Genomic DNA, 17,604 nt, shown 5'->3' with positions numbered 1-17,604 from the left:
GGCGGGGTCAGGCAATGCCGGGCTCTGCAGTGCAGCCCGTCAGGATCACTGGTTGACAGCGTCCTTGAACTTCTGGCCCGCCTTGAACTTCACGGTCTTGGCGGCTTCGACCTTGATTTCTTCACCGGTACGCGGGTTGCGCGCCATGCGCTCGCCACGCTCGCCCTTGCTGAACGTGCCAAAGCCGATGAGGCTCAGCGTGTCACCCTTGGCCACAGCGTCCATGATGGCCGACAGGGTCACGTTCAGTGCCTGTTCCGCCTTGGCCTTGGTCAGACCGTCCACCCCGGCTGCGATAGCGTCGATCAGTTCGGTTTTCGTCATGCTTCACTCCGTATCGAGTTGATAAAACACAGGCGTCCGCAGCCGGGCGGCCAGGCTGGCACCGCTCCGGCAAAGACGCCGCGGGCCACATGATACCGTGTCGGACAAGGCGCACCGGGAACAGATTGTTACCTGGCAGTTTCCGCAAGGCCGCGCCAGTACGGGGCTGGAGGCAAATCGCACGCGCTGGAAGGGGGCCCGCCGTCGGCGGGATAGCGGCGCAAACGGCAAATGCGCGGCAAATCCCGTACGTCACGGAACCTGGCTGCCGCGACCGGTGTAGCACGGTATACCCGCATGCCAGGCGCCTTCAGAAGGCCGCTGACAGCCCGGAGATCCGTTCCGAGGGTCTGGGCACCCTCGAGCTCCTGAACGGGCAGGAGGCGCTGTACGGGCTGCAACGCATCCAACTGCACTATGGTGCATGCCCAGAAGCAAGTTTCCGGCGGCCTTGCCCGGCGTTATTCGGCGCATGCATGGACCCTCGATCTCACCGAACCGAGATCCGCAGGCATCCGCGTATACCGCGATAGCAGTCCCGCTGCCCGGTATACGGCATCGGCGGTATACGCAGCGCCCGAACGGGCAAACAGAAAGTCTCTCGCAAACCCGCCGTTTACGCCTGTCGCCTTTCGAACGGTGCCGCGGGCCTGGGATCGTTCTTTCGGTTTACCTTTTTCTTTCATGTATACAGATAGTAGTAGTAGGTAAACACCCGCAGCCGCTGTGGAAAACCCCGTAAACATCTTTGCCTTCAAGGGTTTACGTAAACGAGAAGTGGTCTCATCGAATGTTGGCCGAAGTGGAAGACTCCGCCCAATGGATGAGGGGTGGGCCGAACCCCCTCCGACTTATGCCCGAGGCGTCCCCATGCCAGCCCCAGGCAGCCCACACCCAATCCGCGTGCTTGTCCACAGATCGGGGCGGGGTTATCCACATGCGGGGTGGTAAACGGGCGCGGCGTATACCGGGTGCGGCGACACGGCGGGGAGGGGAGGTATACGTCGTTCGTGCCGGCTGCAGCCACGCACGTCAGCGTTGCCACGTATCGTTGCCACGTATACGTGTCGCGGTCGCCCCGGTATCATCCCCGATCGCGCCGGGCGGCCGGCACCGGCCACCACCCAGGCACAACAGGCGAAAGCACGGAAAGGCAAATGGCGGACAAGGCAAAGCGCAAGGCAGCGGGCGAGGGCAGCAAGAAAACGGCGAGCGACCGGATCGAGGTGCGCCAGTCAGGCGTGCACGGCAAGGGCGTCTATGCCATCGCCCCGATTGCCGAGGGCGAGCGCGTGATCGAATACAAGGGCGAGCACATCTCGTGGAAGAAGGCGCTGGAGCGCCATCCGCACGATCCCAGCGATCCCAACCACACCTTCTACTTCAGCCTGGACGACGGCAGCGTCATCGACGCCAAGTACGGCGGCAACCGCGCGCGCTGGATCAACCACGCCTGCGAGCCCAACTGCGAGGCTCGCGAAAAGAAGGGCCGCGTCTTTATCCACGCGCTGCGCGATATCGCCCAGGGCGAGGAGCTGTTCTATGACTACGGCCTGGTGATCGACGCGCGCTATACCGCCAAGCTGAAGAAGGAATTCGAGTGCCGCTGCGGCAGCCCGCAATGCCGCGGCACCATGCTGGCGCCTAAGGAAAAGAAAAAGAAGGCCAAATAAGGGCCGCTACCCGCGCGGCCGCGGGTTCAGGCCACCGACCCTGCCGGCTCGCACGGGATCCGGATCACGAAGCGCATCACCGCGCGCCGCTCGGGCGTGCTGTCCGTGACGGAAGGTTGTGTCGCAGCGCCCGGCGCTGGCGGCACGTCCTCGATGCGGATGCTGCCGTGGTGCAGGGTCACGATCTCATGCACGATGGCCAGCCCCAGGCCGGCCCCGCCCGCCTGGTCGGCGCGGCCGCCGCCGGGCTCCGGGGCGCGGTCGCCGCGGAAGAAGCGCTTGAACACTTCCTCGCGCCGCTGCGGCGGGATGCCGGGGCCGTTGTCTTCCACCATCACCACCGCCATGCCGCGGTGGCCCATGGCCTCGCCGCCGGCGCGCACCGTGATGCGCCCGCCCGACGGCACGTATTTCACCGCATTGTCGATCAGGTTGGACAGCGCCTCGCGCATCAGCAGCCGGTTGCCACGCACCACCGCCGGCGCGCTGCCGGTGAAGGTGGGGCCTGGCAGGATCTCGAAGCCCAGGTCGATACGGCGCGCCAGCGCCTGCGGCACCCATTCGGCGCCGATTTCAAAGGCCAGCTCGGCCAGGTCGAAGTGTTCCACCGGCCCCAGCCGTTCCAGCGACAGCCCCGGCTCGGCCCGCGCCAGCGACAGCAGCTGGTTGGACAGCCGCACCGCGCGGTCGGCCGCGGTCTGCACCTCGCGCAGCGCATGGCGGGCCACTTCCAGCGAATCGGCGGTCTGCGCCCGGTCGGCATGCAGCTTGACCGCGGTCAGCGGCGTGCGCAGCTGGTGCGCGGCATCGGCAATGAACTTGCGCTGCGCGTCGAGCGCGTCGCGCAGCCGCGCCAGCAGCGCGTTCAGGCCGCGGATCAGCGGCGCCACCTCGGCCGGGACCTGGGTTTCGTCCAGCGCCGCCAGCGAGCGCGCGGTCTGGCGGTTGAGCTTGTCGGCCAGGATCTGCAGCGGCACCAGCTCTTCCTTGAGCACGTGCGACAGGATCAGGCTGCCGACCAGCAGCAGCAGGATCAGCGGCACCGACACCGACAGCAGGATCTCGTTGGCTGCGGTCTCGCGCCGGTCCAGCAGTTCCGCCACTTCCACCACGATGGGCCCGCGCGCGGGCTTGCCGGCCTCGCTGGTGCCAAGCTCGTCCACGGCGGCGCTGGGCAGCATCACCGGCAGCCGCACCGCGCGCACCTGGCGTCCGCTGAACCAGGCGTAGAACAGCCGCGCATCGTGCAGCGTGGTCTGGCCGGTGCCGTACCCCAGCCAGGTATCCATGCCGCCGATCAGCCCGTCAGGACCGTGGATGCGCCAGTAGATGCGGTCGGTGCCCTCGGCCTCGACCAGCGTCTGCGCGATCATCGGGATGTCCTGTTCCAGCCGCGGGCCGGCGATGCGGATCTGCTGGGCGATATTGTTGGCCACCCCGTACAGCGCGCGGTCGAACACCTGCGTGGTGTAGTGCGCCGCCAGCCAGTAAGACAGCGAGCCGCTGGTCAGCACCAGCGCGAACAGCGGCGTGGCCAGTGCGCGCAGCAGGTGCACGCGCAGGCTGATGTTGGAGCCGGGGCGGGCGGCCTGGCGCGGCGATGCGGGCGGGGCGCCGCCGGGGTCAGCCGCGGCGGAAGCGGGAGGCACATTGCGCGTTGCAATGCGCGAGGCGGTGCGCCAGGAGACTCGGGAGGAGGTGCGGGAGCGGGGCCACATTGCCGTTTGGGCCTGGGACAGCGCCGGGGATCAGGACCGTGCGCCGGGCGGCGCAAGCGGCAGGAGCGCTGTCATTGTCCGGCGCGGATCTGCAGCAGGTAGCCGAAGCCGCGCACGGTCATGATCTCGACGTCGCTGTCCTCGAGCTTCTTGCGCACGCGGTGCACGTAGACCTCGATCGCGGTGTCGCCGACGGTATCGCCGCCTTCGCCGGCGGGGTGGGCAAAGGTGGCCAGGTGGTCCTGCAGCTGGGCCTTGCTGACCACGCGGCCCTGGCGTTGCAGCAGCAGTTCCAGCACCGCGAACTCGCGCGGCGACAGCTCCAGCGGGCGCGCGTCGATAAACATGCGGCGATCGTTGCCGGACAGCCGCAGCCGGCCCAGGCGCACGTCGCGCTCGGGCGCGGCCTCGCCATGCTGGCTGCGGCGCAGCAGCACGCGCACGCGCGCTTCCAGTTCCGGCAGCGCGAAGGGTTTGATCAGGTAGTCGTCGGCGCCCGCGTTCAGGCCGGAAAGCTTGTCTTCGAGCTCGTCGCGCGCGGTCAGGATAATGACCGGGGTGGTGCGGTTGCGGGCGCGGTAGCGCGCCAGCAGCGTCATGCCGTCGATGCCGGGCAGGCCCAGGTCGAGGATGACCAGGTCGTGCTGCTCGCGCAGCAGGTGTTCGGTGGCATAGACGCCGTCGTGGACGACGCGTACCTGGTGGCCGGCGCGGGACAGGCCGGCTTCGACGCCGCTGGCAATCTGGCGGTCGTCCTCGATCAGCAGGATACGCATGGCGGCAGCTCGGGAAGGACGTTGGGCATGGCTGGCAGGCAGACAAAGAGGGCAAGAGGCCCACGGCCCACACGGCGGCGCGGGCCTGCCGCAGATTGTACTAGGCGCCGCCCCGCGCTTCCTTACGGTTGGCCTACAGCCGCCCGCCAGGGCGGCCGCGCCATCAGTTGGTCACCGCGTCGGCGGCGCGCTCGATGAAGTGGGCCAGGTCGATGTCGCGCTGGGTCAGGCCGTTGGCGTCGTGCGTGGACAGCGTGATGTCCACCCGGTTGTAGACGTTGAACCATTCCGGGTGGTGGTCGGCCTTCTCGGCCTGGATCGCCACGCGCGTCATGAAGCCGAAGGCGGCGTTGAAGTCGTGGAAGGTAAAACGCTTGAAGATCGCGTCGCGGTCGTCGACGGTGGTCCAGCCGGGCAGGTCGGCGAGCAGCGTGGCACGGGCTTGCGGGGACAGAGGGGTCATGGTGGGCTCGATCTGGTTCTTGAAAAAAACGAAGGCCGCGCAGTGCGGCGGATGCGCACCATGCGGACAGCCGGCCCGCCCGCGCCGGGGCGGCGGGCATGCCGGCATTGTTTCACAAAGCGGGGAATGGAGCAGGGCGGGGCAGCGGTGTGGCAGGCCGCCCCGGGTTTGCGCGCGCGCGCCGGATCAGATGTCTTCGGTATCGGCCCAGCCTTCGCGGGTGCCGGCGTTGAGCACCAGGTCGCCCTCGGCGATGTCGCCCGCGCCCAGCGTCGGCTGCGCGCGCAGGGCTTCGTACAGCGGCGCGAAATCCGGGCGCGTGGCGTCGAACAACTGCTCAAAGCTGTCGATCACGAAGTAGGTCTTCTGGAAGGTGTCGATGCGGTAGCGCGTGCGCATGATGCGGCGCACATCGAAGCCGATCCGGTTGGGGCTGGCCGAGTCCAGGCTGTAGATCGATTCCCCCTGGCTCGAGACGATGCCGGCGCCGTAGATGCGCAGTCCCTGCTCCGTGCGGATCAGGCCAAACTCGACCGTGTACCAGTACAGGCGCGACAGCATGTCGAGCGCCCCCAGGCCGGCCGCCTTCAGGCCGCCCTTGCCGTAGGCCTCCATGTAGTCGGCAAAGACCGGGTTGATCAGCAGCGGCACATGGCCGAATACGTCGTGGAAGCAGTCGGGCTCCTGCAGGTAGTCGAGCTGCTCGGGCTTGCGCATCCACCAGCTGGCCGGGAAGCGGCGGTTGGCCAGGTGCTCGAAGAAGACCTCGTCGGGCACCAGCCCGGGCACGGCCACGACCTGCCAGCCGGTGGCGCGCATCAGGGTTTCGTTGAGCTGGTCGAAATCCGGCACGCGGTCCTTTTCCATGCCCAGCGTGGCCAGACCCTGCAGGAATTCGTCGCTGACGCGGCCGCGCAGCATCTCGGCCTGGCGCTCGTACAGCTTGCGCCAGATGGCGTGGTCGATGCTGGTGTAGCGGTGCACCGGCTGGGCGATGGTGAAGTCCGGGCGCAGTTCCTGGCCCGACAGCAGGCCGGCGTCGAACTGTTCCTTGAGTTTGTCGGTCAGGGTGCCCTGGAAGGCGCCGGGGGCTTCGGTGGCCATGGCGATGGACATAGTGCTGGTGTCTCCTGGAATGCGTGCTGGCTGCGTTGGCGCCAGCATGGATGCGGATTTACTGCGTAGTTTAGGCGCCGGAAGCCGCAATCTGTCCGCATAGTCCGCTCGATTTCGATGGATCATGCATATAATGCGCATTCATGGATTGAGATATGCGGGATTTGTGTATGGCGGCCCATAGTGTTTCCCTCGATGCGTATGACCTCGCCCTGCTGAGCGCGCTGCAGGCCGACGGCCGCACCACGCACCAGCAGCTGGCCGAGCGCGTGCACCTGTCGCCCAGCCAGGTCGGGCGCCGGCTGGCGCGGCTGGAAGCCGACGGGGTCATCACCGGGTACCGCGTCAGCCTGTCGTCGCAGGCGCTTGGTTTGGGCGTGGTGGTCTTTGTCAGCGTCAAGCTGGCGCATCACGGCGACACCATCATCGAGCGCTTCCGCGAAGAAATCCTGCTGCTGGAAGAGGTGCAGGAGTGCTATTCCGTCGCCGGCGAGGCCGACTACCTGATCCGCGTGGTGGTGCCGGACCTGCCCACGCTGGCCGAATTCACCATGAAGCGGCTGATGCGCGTGCCCGGCGTGGAAAGCGTGCGTTCGAACATCGTGCTGACCGCGATCAAGTGCGAGGGGCCGCTGCCGCTGTCGCACCTGCGCTGAAACGCTTGCCGCAGCGCCTGGCCGGTGCGCGGCGGCCTTGCGCTCTTGTGGCGTGCGTGTCACCCTCGCCGGGTGCCGCAAACGTGGCGGGAACGGAGGATGGCAGGATGAAGGGAATCGTCGCCCGAGCCGATCGGGGTTTTGGCAGTTCGCTACGGCAATCGCACCTGGCGCGGGCATCCGCGGCGGTGGCCCTGGTGGCCGCGCTGACCAGCCTGGCCGGCGGCGCGCTGGCCGCGCAGGTGAGCCGGTTCTCGCCGGAAGGCACGGTGGGGCAGGTGCGCCAGGTTGCGATCCGCTTCGACGAAGCCATGGTGCCGATGGGCGATGTCCAGACCACGGCACCCGCGGCGGTTTCCTGTACCGGCGCCAGCACCAGCGGCCAGGCCCGCTGGATCGACGCCAGAAACTGGGTTTACGACTTCGCCAGCGACCTGCCGCCAGGGGTGCGCTGCACCGTGCGCATGCGCGCCGGCCTGCGCAGCGAGGCCGGCAATGCCTATGCCGGCAAGGCCGAATACCGCTTCGAGACCGGCGGCCCGACCGTGGTCTCGAGCCGGCCTTCCGGCGGCGAGATCGAGGAAGACCAGGTCTTCGCGCTGCGCTTCAACGGCGCCGCCACCGCGGCCTCGGTGCGCGAGCACGCCTGGTGCCAGGCGCAGGGGCTGGGCGAGCGCATTCCGGTGCGGCTGCTGTCCGGCAAGGAGCGCGAGGCCGTGCTCGAGGCCATCCGCTGGGATCGCCTGGCCAAGCCGGTGCCCGATGCGGTGCACCTGCTCGCCTGCCAGCAGCGGTTGCCGGCCGCGGCGCGGGTGCAGCTGGTGCTGGGCGCGGGCATTGCCACGCCGTCGGGCGTTGCCACGCGCGAGGAACGCCGCTTCGACTACACCGTGCGCGAGCCGTTTACCGCCAGCTTCAGCTGCGAGCGCGAACACGCGCAGTCACCTTGCACGCCGCTGCGGCCGATGTCGGTGACGTTCTCCGCGCCGGTGCCGCGCAAGCTGGCCGAGAGCGTGGTGCTGAAGACGCCGTCGGGCCCGCGCGCGCCGCAGTTCGACCCCGACCTGGCCCCCGACGCCAGCGTCAGCGCACTCACCTTTGCCGCGCCGTTCGCCGAGAAGGCGCAGTTCACCATCGAAGTGCCGCGCAAGCTGCAGGACGACAGCGGCCGCGCGCTGGCCAATGCGGACCTGTTCCCGCTCAAGGTGGCCACGGCCTCGATGCCGCCGCTGGCCAAGTTTGCCGCGGCGCCGTTCGGCGTGGTGGAGCGCTTCGGCGAGCTGCCGCGCGGCAAGTCCGCGCAGGACTACCCGCCGCTGCTGCCGGTGACGCTGCGCAATGTCGAAGCCGACCTTGCCGTGCGCGGCGTGCAGGCCCGGGCCGGTACCGTAATGAAGCTGCGCGTCGACGACGACGCCGCCGTGATGCAGTGGCTGGGCCTGGTGCGCCGCCTGCACGAGGCCAGCTATACGCGCGGCGAGCTCGACGCCGTGCTGGCGGGCCGCTCGCCGTACCGCGTCAACAATCCGCGCAACGCGGTGTCGATCGAAACCCGCTCGGTGTCGCTGCTCGAGCGGGCCTCCGGCGTGCAGAAGCTGGCGGTGCCGAAGCCGTCGGGCGATGCACCGCGGCCGTTCGAGGTGGTCGGCATCCCGTTGCCGGAGCCCGGCTTCCATGTGGTCGAGATCGCCTCGCCGATGCTGGGCGAGGCGCTGCTGGGCAAGCGCGCGCCGATGTACGTGCGCACCGCGGCGCTGGTCACCAATCTGGGCGTGCATTTCAAGCTGGGCCGCAGTACCGGCAACGAGGACGACGGCAGCCGCAGCGGGGTGGCCTGGGTCACCACGCTGGATGACAGCAAGCCGGTGCGCGACGCCGCGGTGGCGGTGCGCGACTGCAGCGGGCGCCTGCTGGGCGAAGGCCGTACCGATGCCAGCGGCGTGGCGCGCTTTGCCAGGCTCGCCGCGGCGCCGGAGAGCGCCTGCGACCAGAACGGGCTGTCGGGCTATTTCGTTTCCGCCCGCATCGCCGCGACGCACCCGCAGGCACGCGGCAAGGCCGACATGGCCTTCGTTATGTCGGACTGGAACCGCGGCATCGAGAGCTGGCGCTTCAACGTGCCGACCGATACCAGCGCCACGCCCACCGTGCGCGCCCACACCATCTTCGACCGCACCCTGCTGCGCGCCGGCGAAACCGTGTCGATGAAGCACCTGATCCGCGCCGAGACCGCGCAGGGCTTTGCCTTGCCGCCGGCGAGCCGTCCGCTGCCCACGCGCGTGACCATCCGCCATGAAGGCAGCGGCCAGAGCTACGAACTGCCGCTGCAATGGCGCCAGACCGCGACCGGCGGGCGCAGCGCGGAAAGCACCTTCCAGGTGCCCGCGGCGGCCAAGCTCGGGGTCTATACGGTCGTGCTGGAGACGCAGAAAGGCGAGGGCGCGCACGACGACGGCGGCGCCCGCAGCTACACCAGCGGCAGCTTCCGGGTCGAGGCCTTCCGCCTGCCGGTGCTTGCCGGCACGCTACAGGTAGCGGGCAAGGCCGGCCCGGTGGTGGCGCCGGCCGAACTGCCGGTCGGGGTCGAGATCCACTATCTGTCCGGCGGCGGCGCGGCCGGGCTGCCGGTGCGCGTGTCCGCGCTGCTGCGCGACAAGTACGTGAGCTTCCCCGGCTACGACGAGTTCTCGTTCACGCCGCCGCGCGCGCAGCGCGAGAGCGGCGGCGACGAGGAGATGGACGAAGACCAGCAAGGCGACGCCAGTGCCGACGGTCAGCAGCTGGTCGCCGACAAGCTGCCGCTGACGCTGGACAAGAACGGCAATGGCAGCGTGACGCTGCGCAAGCTGCCCAAGACCGACGCGCCGCGTGACCTGGTGCTCGAGGCCGGCTTTGCCGATCCCAACGGCGAGATCCAGACGCTGCGCCAGAGCGTGCCGGTATGGCCGGCGGCGGTGGTGGCCGGTATCCGCACCGACGCCTGGGTGTCGGTGAAGCAGAAGCTGGCGGTGCATGGCGTGGTGCTGGACGTCAACGGCAAACCGGTGGCGGACGCGCCGGTCAAGATCAACGCGCGCGCCCGCATCACCACCTCGGCGCGCAAGCGCGTGGTGGGCGGCTTCTACCGCTACGACAACCGCACCGAGACGCGCGACCTTGGCACCGTGTGCGAAACCCGCACCGATGCGCAGGGCCGCGCGCGCTGCGAGGTGACGCTGGAGCAGGCCGGCCAGATCGAACTGGTGGCGAACGCGCGCGACAAGGATGGCCGCACCGCGCAGGCCGCCACCACGGTGTGGGTCACGCGCCAGGGCGAGCTCTGGTTCGGCGGCGAGAACCATGACCGCATCGACCTGCTGCCGGAGAAGAAGTCCTACGCGCCGGGCGACACCGCGGTGTTCCAGGTGCGCATGCCGTTCCGCCACGCCACCGCGCTGGTGGCGGTGGAGCGCGAAGGCATCTACCAGACCCAGGTGGTGGAACTGCACGGCAGCGATCCGACCGTGCGCGTGCAGGTGAAGCCGGAGTGGGGGCCCAACGTCTACGTCTCGGTGCTGGCGTTGCGCGGGCGCCTGCACGAAGTGCCGTGGTATTCGTTCTTCACCTGGGGCTGGCGCCAGCCGGGCGAGTGGTGGCGCGCGTTCCGCAGCGAAGGGCGCGAGTATGCGGCGCCGACCGCGCTGGTCGACCTGTCCAAGCCGGCCTTCCGGCTGGGGCTGGCCGAGATCCGCGTCGGCAATGCCGGCCACCGGCTCGACGTCGCGGTGACCCCGGACAAGACCAGCTACCCGGTGCGCGGCAAGGCGCGCGTGGCGATCCAGGTCAGGCTGCCCGACGGCAAGCCCGCCGCCAACGGCGAAGTGGCGCTCGCCGCGGTGGACCAGGCGCTGCTGGAACTGATGCCCAACACCAGCTGGGACCTGCTCGACGCGATGCTGCAGCGGCGCGGCTACGGCGTGGAAACCTCGACCGCGCAGATGGAGATCATCGGGCGCCGCCACTATGGTCGCAAGGCGGTGCCGGCCGGCGGCGGCGGGGGCAAGAGCCCGACGCGCGAGCTGTTCGACACGCTGCTGGTGTGGAACCCGCGCGTGCAGCTCGATGCCGAGGGCCGGGCCAGCGTCGAGGTGCCGCTCAACGATTCGCTCACCAGCTTCCGCATCGTCGCGGTGGCGGACCTGGGCCTGGGCCGCTTCGGCACCGGCAGCGCCACCATCGCCGCCACGCAGGACCTGCAGGTGATCTCCGGCCTGCCGCCGCTGGTGCGCGAGGACGACCGCTACCGCGCCATGTTCACGCTGCGCAATACCACCAGGCGTGCGATGACGGTGCAGGCCAGCGCGCGCGGCACCCTGCTCGGCAATGAAGCCGGCCTGCCCGCGCAGACCGTGCAGATTCCCGCGGGCGAAGCGCGCGAGATCGGCTGGGACGTGACCGCGCCCGCGCTGCTGGCCTACGCGCGCAGCGGCACCGTGATGTGGGAAGTGCAGGCCAGCGAGCAAGGCGCCGGAGGCGCTTCCGACCGCATCAAGGTGTCGCAGCAGATCGTGCCGGCGGTGCCGGTCACGGTGCAGCAGGCCACGCTGGCACAGGTGGCGCCGTCGCTGTCGATCCCGGTCAAGGCGCCGCCGGGCGCGCTGGCCGACCCGGCCGGCAAGGTGCGCGGCGGGGTGCAGGTCAACTTCCAGTCGTCGCTGGCGGGCGGCATGCCGGGCGTGCGCGAGTGGTTCCGCAACTACCCGTTCACCTGCCTGGAGCAGCGCGCCTCGAAAGCCATCGGCCTGAACGACGGCGCCGCCTGGGAGGCGCTGATGGCGCAGCTGCCGTCCTACCTCGATGCCAACGGCCTGGCCTCGTACTTCCCGCTGAACAGCGACAGCGACTACGGCAGCGAAGTGCTGACCGCCTACCTGCTGGCGGTGACCGACGAGGCCGCGCGCGCCGGGCAGGCGCTGCGCATTCCCGACGCGCAGCGCGCGCAGATGGAGCGCGGCCTGGCCGACTTCGTCGAGGGCCGCATCCGCCGCGACAGCTGGTCGCCGGCAGGCGGCACGCAGTACCTGGAGGTGCGCAAGCTGGCCGCGCTCGAGGCGCTGTCGCGCACCGGCCACGCGCAGGCGCGCATGCTCGGATCGATCCAGATCCTGCCGGCGCAATGGCCGACCTCCGCGCTGCTGGACTGGACCCTGCTGCTGACGCGCGTGCAGGACATCCCGCAGCGCGAGCAGCGCCTGGCCGAGGCGCAGCAGCTGCTGCGCTCGCGCCTGACGGTGCAGGGCACGCGCCTGGCGTTCTCCACCGAGCGCAACGACAACTGGTGGTGGATGATGGCCGGCGGCGACGTCAACGCCGCGCGCCTGCTGGCGCTGGCGTCGGAACTGCCGGGCTGGAAGGACGACGCGCCGCAACTGGCCACCGGGCTGCTGGGACGCCAGGTGCATGGCGCCTGGGGCACCACCACCGCCAATGCCTGGGGCATGCTGGCGGTGACGCGCTTTGCGCAGGCGTTCGAGAAGACCCCGGTGGCCGGCACCACGCGCGCCAGCATCAGCCATGCCGGCGACGCCGCGCGCAGTTTCGGCAGTGTCGATTGGGCGCGCGCACAGCGTAGCGACGGCGTGGCGCAGGGCAGCGTCGAGCTGCCGTGGCCGGCTGGTGCCGAGGGCGGCACGCTGCAGGTGGAACAGGCCGGCGCCGGCCAGCCTTGGGCCACGGTGCGCGCCATGGCCGCGGTGCCTGTGACCGCGCCGCTGGCCGCGGGCTACCGCATCCAGCGCACCGTGACGGCGCAGGAGCAGGCGGTGCCGGGCAAGTGGTCGCGCGGCGACGTCTATCGCGTCAAGCTGGAGATCGATGCGCAGGCCGACATGACCTGGGTGGTGGTCAGCGATCCGGTACCCGCCGGCGCCACCATCCTCGGCAGCGGCCTGGGCCGCGACTCGGCCATCGCCACGCGCGGCGAGCGGCGCCAGGGCGCGGCCTGGCCGGCCTATGTCGAACGCACGCCGCAGGCCTACCGCGAGTACTTCGGCTACCTGCCCAAGGGCAAGGTCTCGGTCGAATACACGGTGCGGCTGAACAACGCCGGCGACTTCGCGCTGCCGCCCACGCGGGTCGAAGCGATGTACGCGCCGGACGTGTTCGGCGTGGCGCCCAATGCGCGGCTGGCGGTCGGGGCGCGCCCATGAGCTGGCTTTCCGCGATGATGCCGGCGCGCGTGCGCGAGTGGTGGCTCGCGGGCGCAATGGCTGGCCTCATCTACGGCGCGCTGCTGGTGCAGGTGGCGCTGGACCTGCCCGACGGCGCGCCGCTGACCGGGCATATCGCCATGCAGCCGGCATGGAAGACGGCGATGGCGGTGCTGCTGGCGCGCGCCGCGTGGTTCCATCGCGTGCCCGGCGAGCGCCGCTGGCTGGTCACGGCGCTGCTGTGCTCGGCGCTGGGCGATTTCCTGCTGGCGCTGCCGACGCTGTCGTTTTCGTTCGTCGGCGGGCTCGGCGCCTTCCTGCTGGCGCACCTGGCCTACCTGCGCCTGCTGGTGCCGCTGGCGGGCGACACCCGCCCGCACCGGCTGATTGCCTGCGGCGCCATGCTCGGCGTGGCGGGCACCATGCTGGGCCGCTTCTGGCCCAACCTCGGCACGCTCGCCGTGCCGGTGACACTGTACGTGGGCGTGCTGGCCGCGATGGTGTGCAGCGCGCTGGTGGCGCGCCTGCCCACGCCGCTGGCGGCGCTGGGCGCGCTGTGCTTTGCCGCGTCGGACCTGATGATCGGCATCGCGCGCTTCCTGGTGCCGTTCGAATCGTTCCAGCTCGGCATCTGGTGGACCTACGCCGCGGCGCAGGTGCTGCTGGTGGCCGGGCTGGCATCGGGACGCACGCAGCCATGACGCGGCGCCTGGCCCTGGTTGCGATGGCGACGGCGCTGGCCTGGCCGGCGCCGGCCGCGGCCTTGCCCACCTTCGCGCAGGTGCGCGCCGACTGGCGCAGCGCCGACGTGGTGGTGCTGGACCGCGACGGCGAGCCGGTGGGCCGTGTGCGCGACGACTTCCGCGCCCGCCGCGGCGACTGGGTGGCGCTGGCCGAGACCTCGCCCGCGCTGCGCACGGCCATCGTGCTGTCGGAGGACCGGCGCTTCTATGCGCACAGCGGCGTCGACTGGCACGGCGTGGCCGCTGCGGCCTGGGCCAACCTGTGGAACACGCGCACGCGCGGGGCTTCCACGCTGACGATGCAGCTGGCCGGACTGCTCGACGAGGACCTGCGCCGGCCGGGCGCGCCGGGGCAGGGGCGCAGCCTGACGCAGAAGCTCGGGCAGGCCGCCGGTGCCGCGGTGCTGGAACGCAGCTGGAGCAAGGACCAGATCCTCGAGGCTTACCTGAACCTGGTGCCGTTCCGCGGCGAACTGGTGGGCCTGTCGGCGATGTCGCAGGTGCTGTTCGGCAAATTCCCGGAGGGGCTCGATGCGCGCGAATCGGCGCTGGCGGTGGCGCTGGTGCGCGCGCCCAATGCGCGCGCCGCGCAGGTGGCCAGCCGCGCCTGCGGCATCCTGCGCGAGATGCGCCTGCCGCGCGAGTGCGACGGCCTGGAAGGCTTTGCGCAACTGGCGCTGCTGCGCACCGGCCCGGTGGCGCAGCGCGCCGCGGCGGGCGCGCCAGCGGCGGGGTTCCGGCAGCTGGCGCCGCACCTGTCGCGGCACCTGGTCGGCGAGACGCGCGCGCGGCTGCCGGCCGGCGCCGCCATGCCGGCGCGCATCGCGTCGACGCTCGACGCCCGCCTGCAGCGCGCTGCCATGGCCAGCCTGGACCGCCACCTGCGCGAACTGGCCGGACGCAATGTCGAGGACGGCGCGGTGGTGGTGATCGACAACGCCAGCGGCGACGTGCTGGCCTACGTGGGCTCGTCCGGCACGCTGTCCGGCGCCGCGCAGGTGGACCACGCGGCGGCGCTGCGCCAGGCGGGATCGACGCTCAAGCCGTTCCTGTACGAGCAGGCGCTCGAAGAGAAGCGGCTGACCGCGGCCTCGCTGCTCGATGACCGGCCGGTGAACCTGCCGGTCGGCGGCGGGCTCTACGTGCCGCAGAACTACGACCACCGCTATGCCGGCTGGGTCAGCCTGCGCGCGTCGCTGGCCGCATCGCTGAACGTGCCGGCGGTGCGCACGCTGGTGATGGTGACCCCGCACCGCTTCCACAAGCGCCTGGTGGCGCTGGGGCTGCCGCTGACCGAGGCGGGCGACTACTACGGCTACAGCCTGGCGCTGGGCAGTGCGGATGTGTCGCTGCTGGCGCTGACCAATGCCTACCGCGCGCTCGCCAATGGCGGCAGCTACGCGCCGCCCCGGTTGCGGCAAGGGTCGCCGGCCGTGCCGGCAAAGGCCGTGATGCAGCCGGGCGCCAGCTACGTGATCGCCGACATCCTGTCCGACCGCCACGCCCGCGCCCGCACCTTCGGCCTCGACAGCCCGCTCACCACGCGCTTCTGGACCGCGGTCAAGACCGGCACCAGCAAGGACATGCGCGACAACTGGTGCATCGGCTGGTCGCAGCACTACACCGTGGGCGTGTGGGTCGGCAACGCCAGCGGTGCCAGCATGCGCGACGTGTCGGGGGTGTCGGGCGCGGCCCCGGTGTGGCACGACGTGATGGAAGTCCTGCACCGCGCGCAACCAAGCCAGGCGCCGGCCATGCCTGCCGGCGTGGAGCGCGTGGCGCTGCGCTTCGACGACGGGCTGGAGCCCGCGCGCGATGAAGTATTCCTGGCGGGCACCGCGGTCCGGCACGTCAGCGTGGCGGCGCCCGCCGCGCGACCGGGCGCGCCCATGATCGCCACGCCGGCCGACGGCACCGTGTTCGCGCTCGATCCCGACATGCCGCCGGCCGCGCAGCGGGTGTGGTTCCATGCGCAGGGCGTGGCCGGCCAATCGGCGCGCGCGGTCAGCTGGCGCATGGACGGCAAGCCGCTCGGGCGCGGCGGCGAGGTGGCGTGGCTGCCCTGGCCGGGCCGGCACCAGGTGGAGCTGCTCGATGCCGCCGGCAAGGTGGTGGACCGCATCGGCATCGAAGTGCGCGGCGCTTCGGTGCGCGCGCCCGCGCCCGCGGCCCGGCGCTGAGGCCCATATCGGAGGGATCGGACCGCGCCGCGGCCAACGCCGCTGGCCGTGGGCAATAATGGCGCTTCGTCATATCCCGCAGGAGCCCGCGCATGTCCCTCGTTGCCCTCGATGCCGCCGCCACCGCGGCGCGCCTGCCGTATCCCGAACTGGCGCAAGCCATCGCCGACATGCTGGCCGAGCTGCGCGACGGCAGCGCCATGGCGCCGCCGCGCATCGCGCTGCCGGTCGGCGATGCGCAGCAGGGCGCGGGCACGCTGCTGGTGATGCCCGCGCGCAACCGCGAGCTGGTGATGACCAAGAACATCACCGTGCATCCCGGCAACCCGCAGCGCGGCTTGCCCAGCATCCTCGGCGAAGTGGTGGTGGCCGACGCGCATACCGGCGCGCGCATCGCCATGCTCGACGGTCCCACCGTGACGGGGCGGCGCACCGCGGCGGTGTCGCTGCTGGCGGCGCAGCGCTTTGCCGCGCGCCCGGACGGCGAGCTGCTGATCGTCGGCGCGGGGGTGCAGGCGCTGACGCACCTGGAGGCGTTCGTCGCCGGGCTGGGCGTGCGCCGGCTGTGGCTGCATTCGCGCACGCGCGACAAGGCCGAGGCACTGGCCGCGCATGCACGCACGCTGGGGGCGGAAGCGCAGGTGGCCGAATCGGTCGCGGCGGTGTTGCCGCGCGTGTCGATGGTGGTCACGGTGACGTCCAGCCGCAGCCCGGTGCTGCCGGACCTGAACAGCGGGCTCTGGCGCGACCATCACTTCATCGCCGCGGTCGGTGCGTTCCGGCCGGACATGTGCGAGCTGCCGCCGGCACTTTGCCATGCCGCCGCGGACCATGGCCGTTTGCTGGCCGATACCCTGTTCGGCATCGAGGACGAGGCCGGCGACCTGCTGCAGGCCGGCATCGACTGGGCCGAGGTGCAGCCGTTCGAGAGTGCGATCCTCCAGGCCGACGCAATCCGCGCGCGCACCGGCAGCCCGCTGGTGTTCAAGAGCGTGGGCTATGCGCTGTGGGACCTGGCCGCGTGCGTGCTCGTCAGCCGCGCCTGATCAACGCTCGCGGTCGCGCTCGCGCAGCCAGTCGCCGAACAGTTCGCGCGCCGGCGCCAGGAAGGCGGCGATCGGTTCGCTGCGGTCGCTGGCATACCAGTGGCAGTAGCAGCCGTGGATGGTGGCGATCATCAGGCGCGCCATCGACGCAGGCAGCGGTCGGCCGGGGGCCGACAGCGCCGCCACCAGGTCTTGCACGTGGCTGTCCCAGCTCCGGCGGATTTCCTCGCGCACGCTGGCCGGCACGCTGCCTGAGAAAAGCAGCGCCAGCACCACGCCCTTGGCTTCGGGATTGGCGGTGAGGTAGCCGGCGACCCGGTCGAAGCTGTTTTCGAGCCGGCGTGCCGCGGTCCTGCCCTGGTGCGGTTCGGCGCCCAGCGCTTCGCCGATCTGCCGGAACAGGCTGGTGGCGGCCTCCGCCAGCAGCATCTCCTTGCTGCCGAAATGCCAGAGCAGGCTGCTCTTGGCGACGCCGGCCTCGGCGGAAATCTGGTCGAGCGTCACCTCGGCATAGCCGTGCGCGCTGATCAGACCGCGCGTGACCGCGAGCACGCGTTCGCGGGTTTCCAGCCCGCGGCGGTTCTTGGCGACCGGCGCGGAAGGGGTGGGAGCGGCGAGTTCGGCGGACTGGCGGATCGAAGGCATGGGTGGGGGCGGCAAGTGGGGCGGGGCGCGGCCAGCGACGGCAGGCGGGATCCGCGGCAGGGCTCTATTTGACAGT

At 70.8% G+C, this 17,604-nt stretch carries 12 protein-coding genes; 6 read left to right on the top strand and 6 right to left on the bottom strand.

Translation table 11 applies throughout. The features are described 5' to 3' along the window. Nucleotides 1–45: 45 nt before the first annotated feature. The gene (locus CBM2588_RS00865) at nucleotides 46–324 is read right to left on the bottom strand and encodes an HU family DNA-binding protein (RefSeq protein WP_012354324.1); all 279 of its coding nucleotides are present in this window, start codon (nucleotides 322–324) and stop codon (nucleotides 46–48) included. 1,157 nt (nucleotides 325–1,481) lie between these two features. Between CBM2588_RS00865 and CBM2588_RS00860 the strand changes: the two genes are divergently transcribed. Beyond that, nucleotides 1,482–1,997: an SET domain-containing protein gene (locus tag CBM2588_RS00860; protein WP_012354323.1), complete on the top strand. Its 516-nt coding sequence runs from the start codon at nucleotides 1,482–1,484 to the stop codon at nucleotides 1,995–1,997. A 26-nt stretch (nucleotides 1,998–2,023) separates the two neighbouring features. On the opposite strand, the gene CBM2588_RS00855 is transcribed toward CBM2588_RS00860, so the two are convergent. The 4 genes from CBM2588_RS00855 to phhA form a co-directional block, all read right to left on the bottom strand. After that, the gene (locus CBM2588_RS00855) at nucleotides 2,024–3,715 is read right to left on the bottom strand and encodes a sensor histidine kinase (protein WP_115678954.1); all 1,692 of its coding nucleotides are present in this window, start codon (nucleotides 3,713–3,715) and stop codon (nucleotides 2,024–2,026) included. Between the two features lie 71 nt (nucleotides 3,716–3,786). Further along, a complete protein-coding gene (locus CBM2588_RS00850; protein ID WP_115678953.1) occupies nucleotides 3,787–4,491 on the bottom strand; it encodes a response regulator transcription factor in 705 nt (234 codons plus the stop codon). A 163-nt stretch (nucleotides 4,492–4,654) separates the two neighbouring features. Then, entirely contained in the window at nucleotides 4,655–4,954 is a 300-nt protein-coding gene (locus CBM2588_RS00845) for a 4a-hydroxytetrahydrobiopterin dehydratase (protein WP_231942082.1), read from the bottom strand. 186 nt (nucleotides 4,955–5,140) lie between these two features. Continuing rightward, nucleotides 5,141–6,070: a phenylalanine 4-monooxygenase gene (phhA, locus tag CBM2588_RS00840; protein WP_115678951.1), complete on the bottom strand. Its 930-nt coding sequence runs from the start codon at nucleotides 6,068–6,070 to the stop codon at nucleotides 5,141–5,143. A 170-nt stretch (nucleotides 6,071–6,240) separates the two neighbouring features. Here phhA and CBM2588_RS00835 point away from each other — a divergent pair, with 170 nt between their 5' ends. The 5 genes from CBM2588_RS00835 (at nucleotide 6,241) to CBM2588_RS00815 (ending at nucleotide 16,883) form a co-directional block, all read left to right on the top strand. Beyond that, nucleotides 6,241–6,726 (top strand): Lrp/AsnC family transcriptional regulator, encoded by a 486-nt coding sequence (locus tag CBM2588_RS00835; protein WP_018005022.1) that lies wholly within the window; start codon nucleotides 6,241–6,243, stop codon nucleotides 6,724–6,726. Nucleotides 6,727–6,833: 107 nt separating this feature from the next. Further along, nucleotides 6,834–12,914 carry an Ig-like domain-containing alpha-2-macroglobulin family protein gene (locus CBM2588_RS00830; protein ID WP_115678950.1) on the top strand — a complete coding sequence of 2,027 codons (6,081 nt, stop codon included), beginning with the start codon at nucleotides 6,834–6,836 and terminating at the stop codon, nucleotides 12,912–12,914. Further along, a complete protein-coding gene (locus CBM2588_RS00825; protein ID WP_115678949.1) occupies nucleotides 12,911–13,615 on the top strand; it encodes a lysoplasmalogenase in 705 nt (234 codons plus the stop codon). Before CBM2588_RS00830 ends, CBM2588_RS00825 begins: the two co-directional genes overlap by 4 nt. Beyond that, complete coding sequence (gene pbpC / locus CBM2588_RS00820; protein WP_115678948.1) at nucleotides 13,612–15,837, top strand: penicillin-binding protein 1C; 2,226 nt, start codon at nucleotides 13,612–13,614, stop codon at nucleotides 15,835–15,837. Before CBM2588_RS00825 ends, pbpC begins: the two co-directional genes overlap by 4 nt. A 92-nt stretch (nucleotides 15,838–15,929) precedes the next feature. Further along, nucleotides 15,930–16,883: a delta(1)-pyrroline-2-carboxylate reductase family protein gene (locus tag CBM2588_RS00815; protein WP_115678947.1), complete on the top strand. Its 954-nt coding sequence runs from the start codon at nucleotides 15,930–15,932 to the stop codon at nucleotides 16,881–16,883. Here CBM2588_RS00815 and CBM2588_RS00810 read toward each other — a convergent pair whose 3' ends face one another. Beyond that, entirely contained in the window at nucleotides 16,884–17,528 is a 645-nt protein-coding gene (locus CBM2588_RS00810; RefSeq protein WP_115678946.1) for a TetR/AcrR family transcriptional regulator, read from the bottom strand. Nucleotides 17,529–17,604 lie beyond the last annotated feature (76 nt).

The organism is Cupriavidus taiwanensis, assembly GCF_900250075.1.
GTDB lineage: Bacteria > Pseudomonadota > Gammaproteobacteria > Burkholderiales > Burkholderiaceae > Cupriavidus > Cupriavidus taiwanensis_C.
Note: the sequence above shows the minus strand (reverse complement) of the source record. Positions and strands in the feature narration are given on the sequence as shown.

Bases quoted from the DNA above. Each gene is read 5' to 3' on its own strand.
- CBM2588_RS00865 (WP_012354324.1), bottom strand. From the start codon at position 324: ATGACGAAAACCGAACTGATCGACGCTATCGCAGCCGGGGTGGACGGT.
- CBM2588_RS00860 (WP_012354323.1), top strand. From the start codon at position 1,482: ATGGCGGACAAGGCAAAGCGCAAGGCAGCGGGCGAGGGCAGCAAGAAA.
- CBM2588_RS00855 (WP_115678954.1), bottom strand. From the start codon at position 3,715: ATGTGGCCCCGCTCCCGCACCTCCTCCCGAGTCTCCTGGCGCACCGCC.
- CBM2588_RS00850 (WP_115678953.1), bottom strand. From the start codon at position 4,491: ATGCGTATCCTGCTGATCGAGGACGACCGCCAGATTGCCAGCGGCGTC.
- CBM2588_RS00845 (WP_231942082.1), bottom strand. From the start codon at position 4,954: ATGACCCCTCTGTCCCCGCAAGCCCGTGCCACGCTGCTCGCCGACCTG.
- phhA (WP_115678951.1), bottom strand. From the start codon at position 6,070: ATGTCCATCGCCATGGCCACCGAAGCCCCCGGCGCCTTCCAGGGCACC.
- CBM2588_RS00835 (WP_018005022.1), top strand. From the start codon at position 6,241: ATGGCGGCCCATAGTGTTTCCCTCGATGCGTATGACCTCGCCCTGCTG.
- CBM2588_RS00830 (WP_115678950.1), top strand. From the start codon at position 6,834: ATGAAGGGAATCGTCGCCCGAGCCGATCGGGGTTTTGGCAGTTCGCTA.
- CBM2588_RS00825 (WP_115678949.1), top strand. From the start codon at position 12,911: ATGAGCTGGCTTTCCGCGATGATGCCGGCGCGCGTGCGCGAGTGGTGG.
- pbpC (WP_115678948.1), top strand. From the start codon at position 13,612: ATGACGCGGCGCCTGGCCCTGGTTGCGATGGCGACGGCGCTGGCCTGG.
- CBM2588_RS00815 (WP_115678947.1), top strand. From the start codon at position 15,930: ATGTCCCTCGTTGCCCTCGATGCCGCCGCCACCGCGGCGCGCCTGCCG.
- CBM2588_RS00810 (WP_115678946.1), bottom strand. From the start codon at position 17,528: ATGCCTTCGATCCGCCAGTCCGCCGAACTCGCCGCTCCCACCCCTTCC.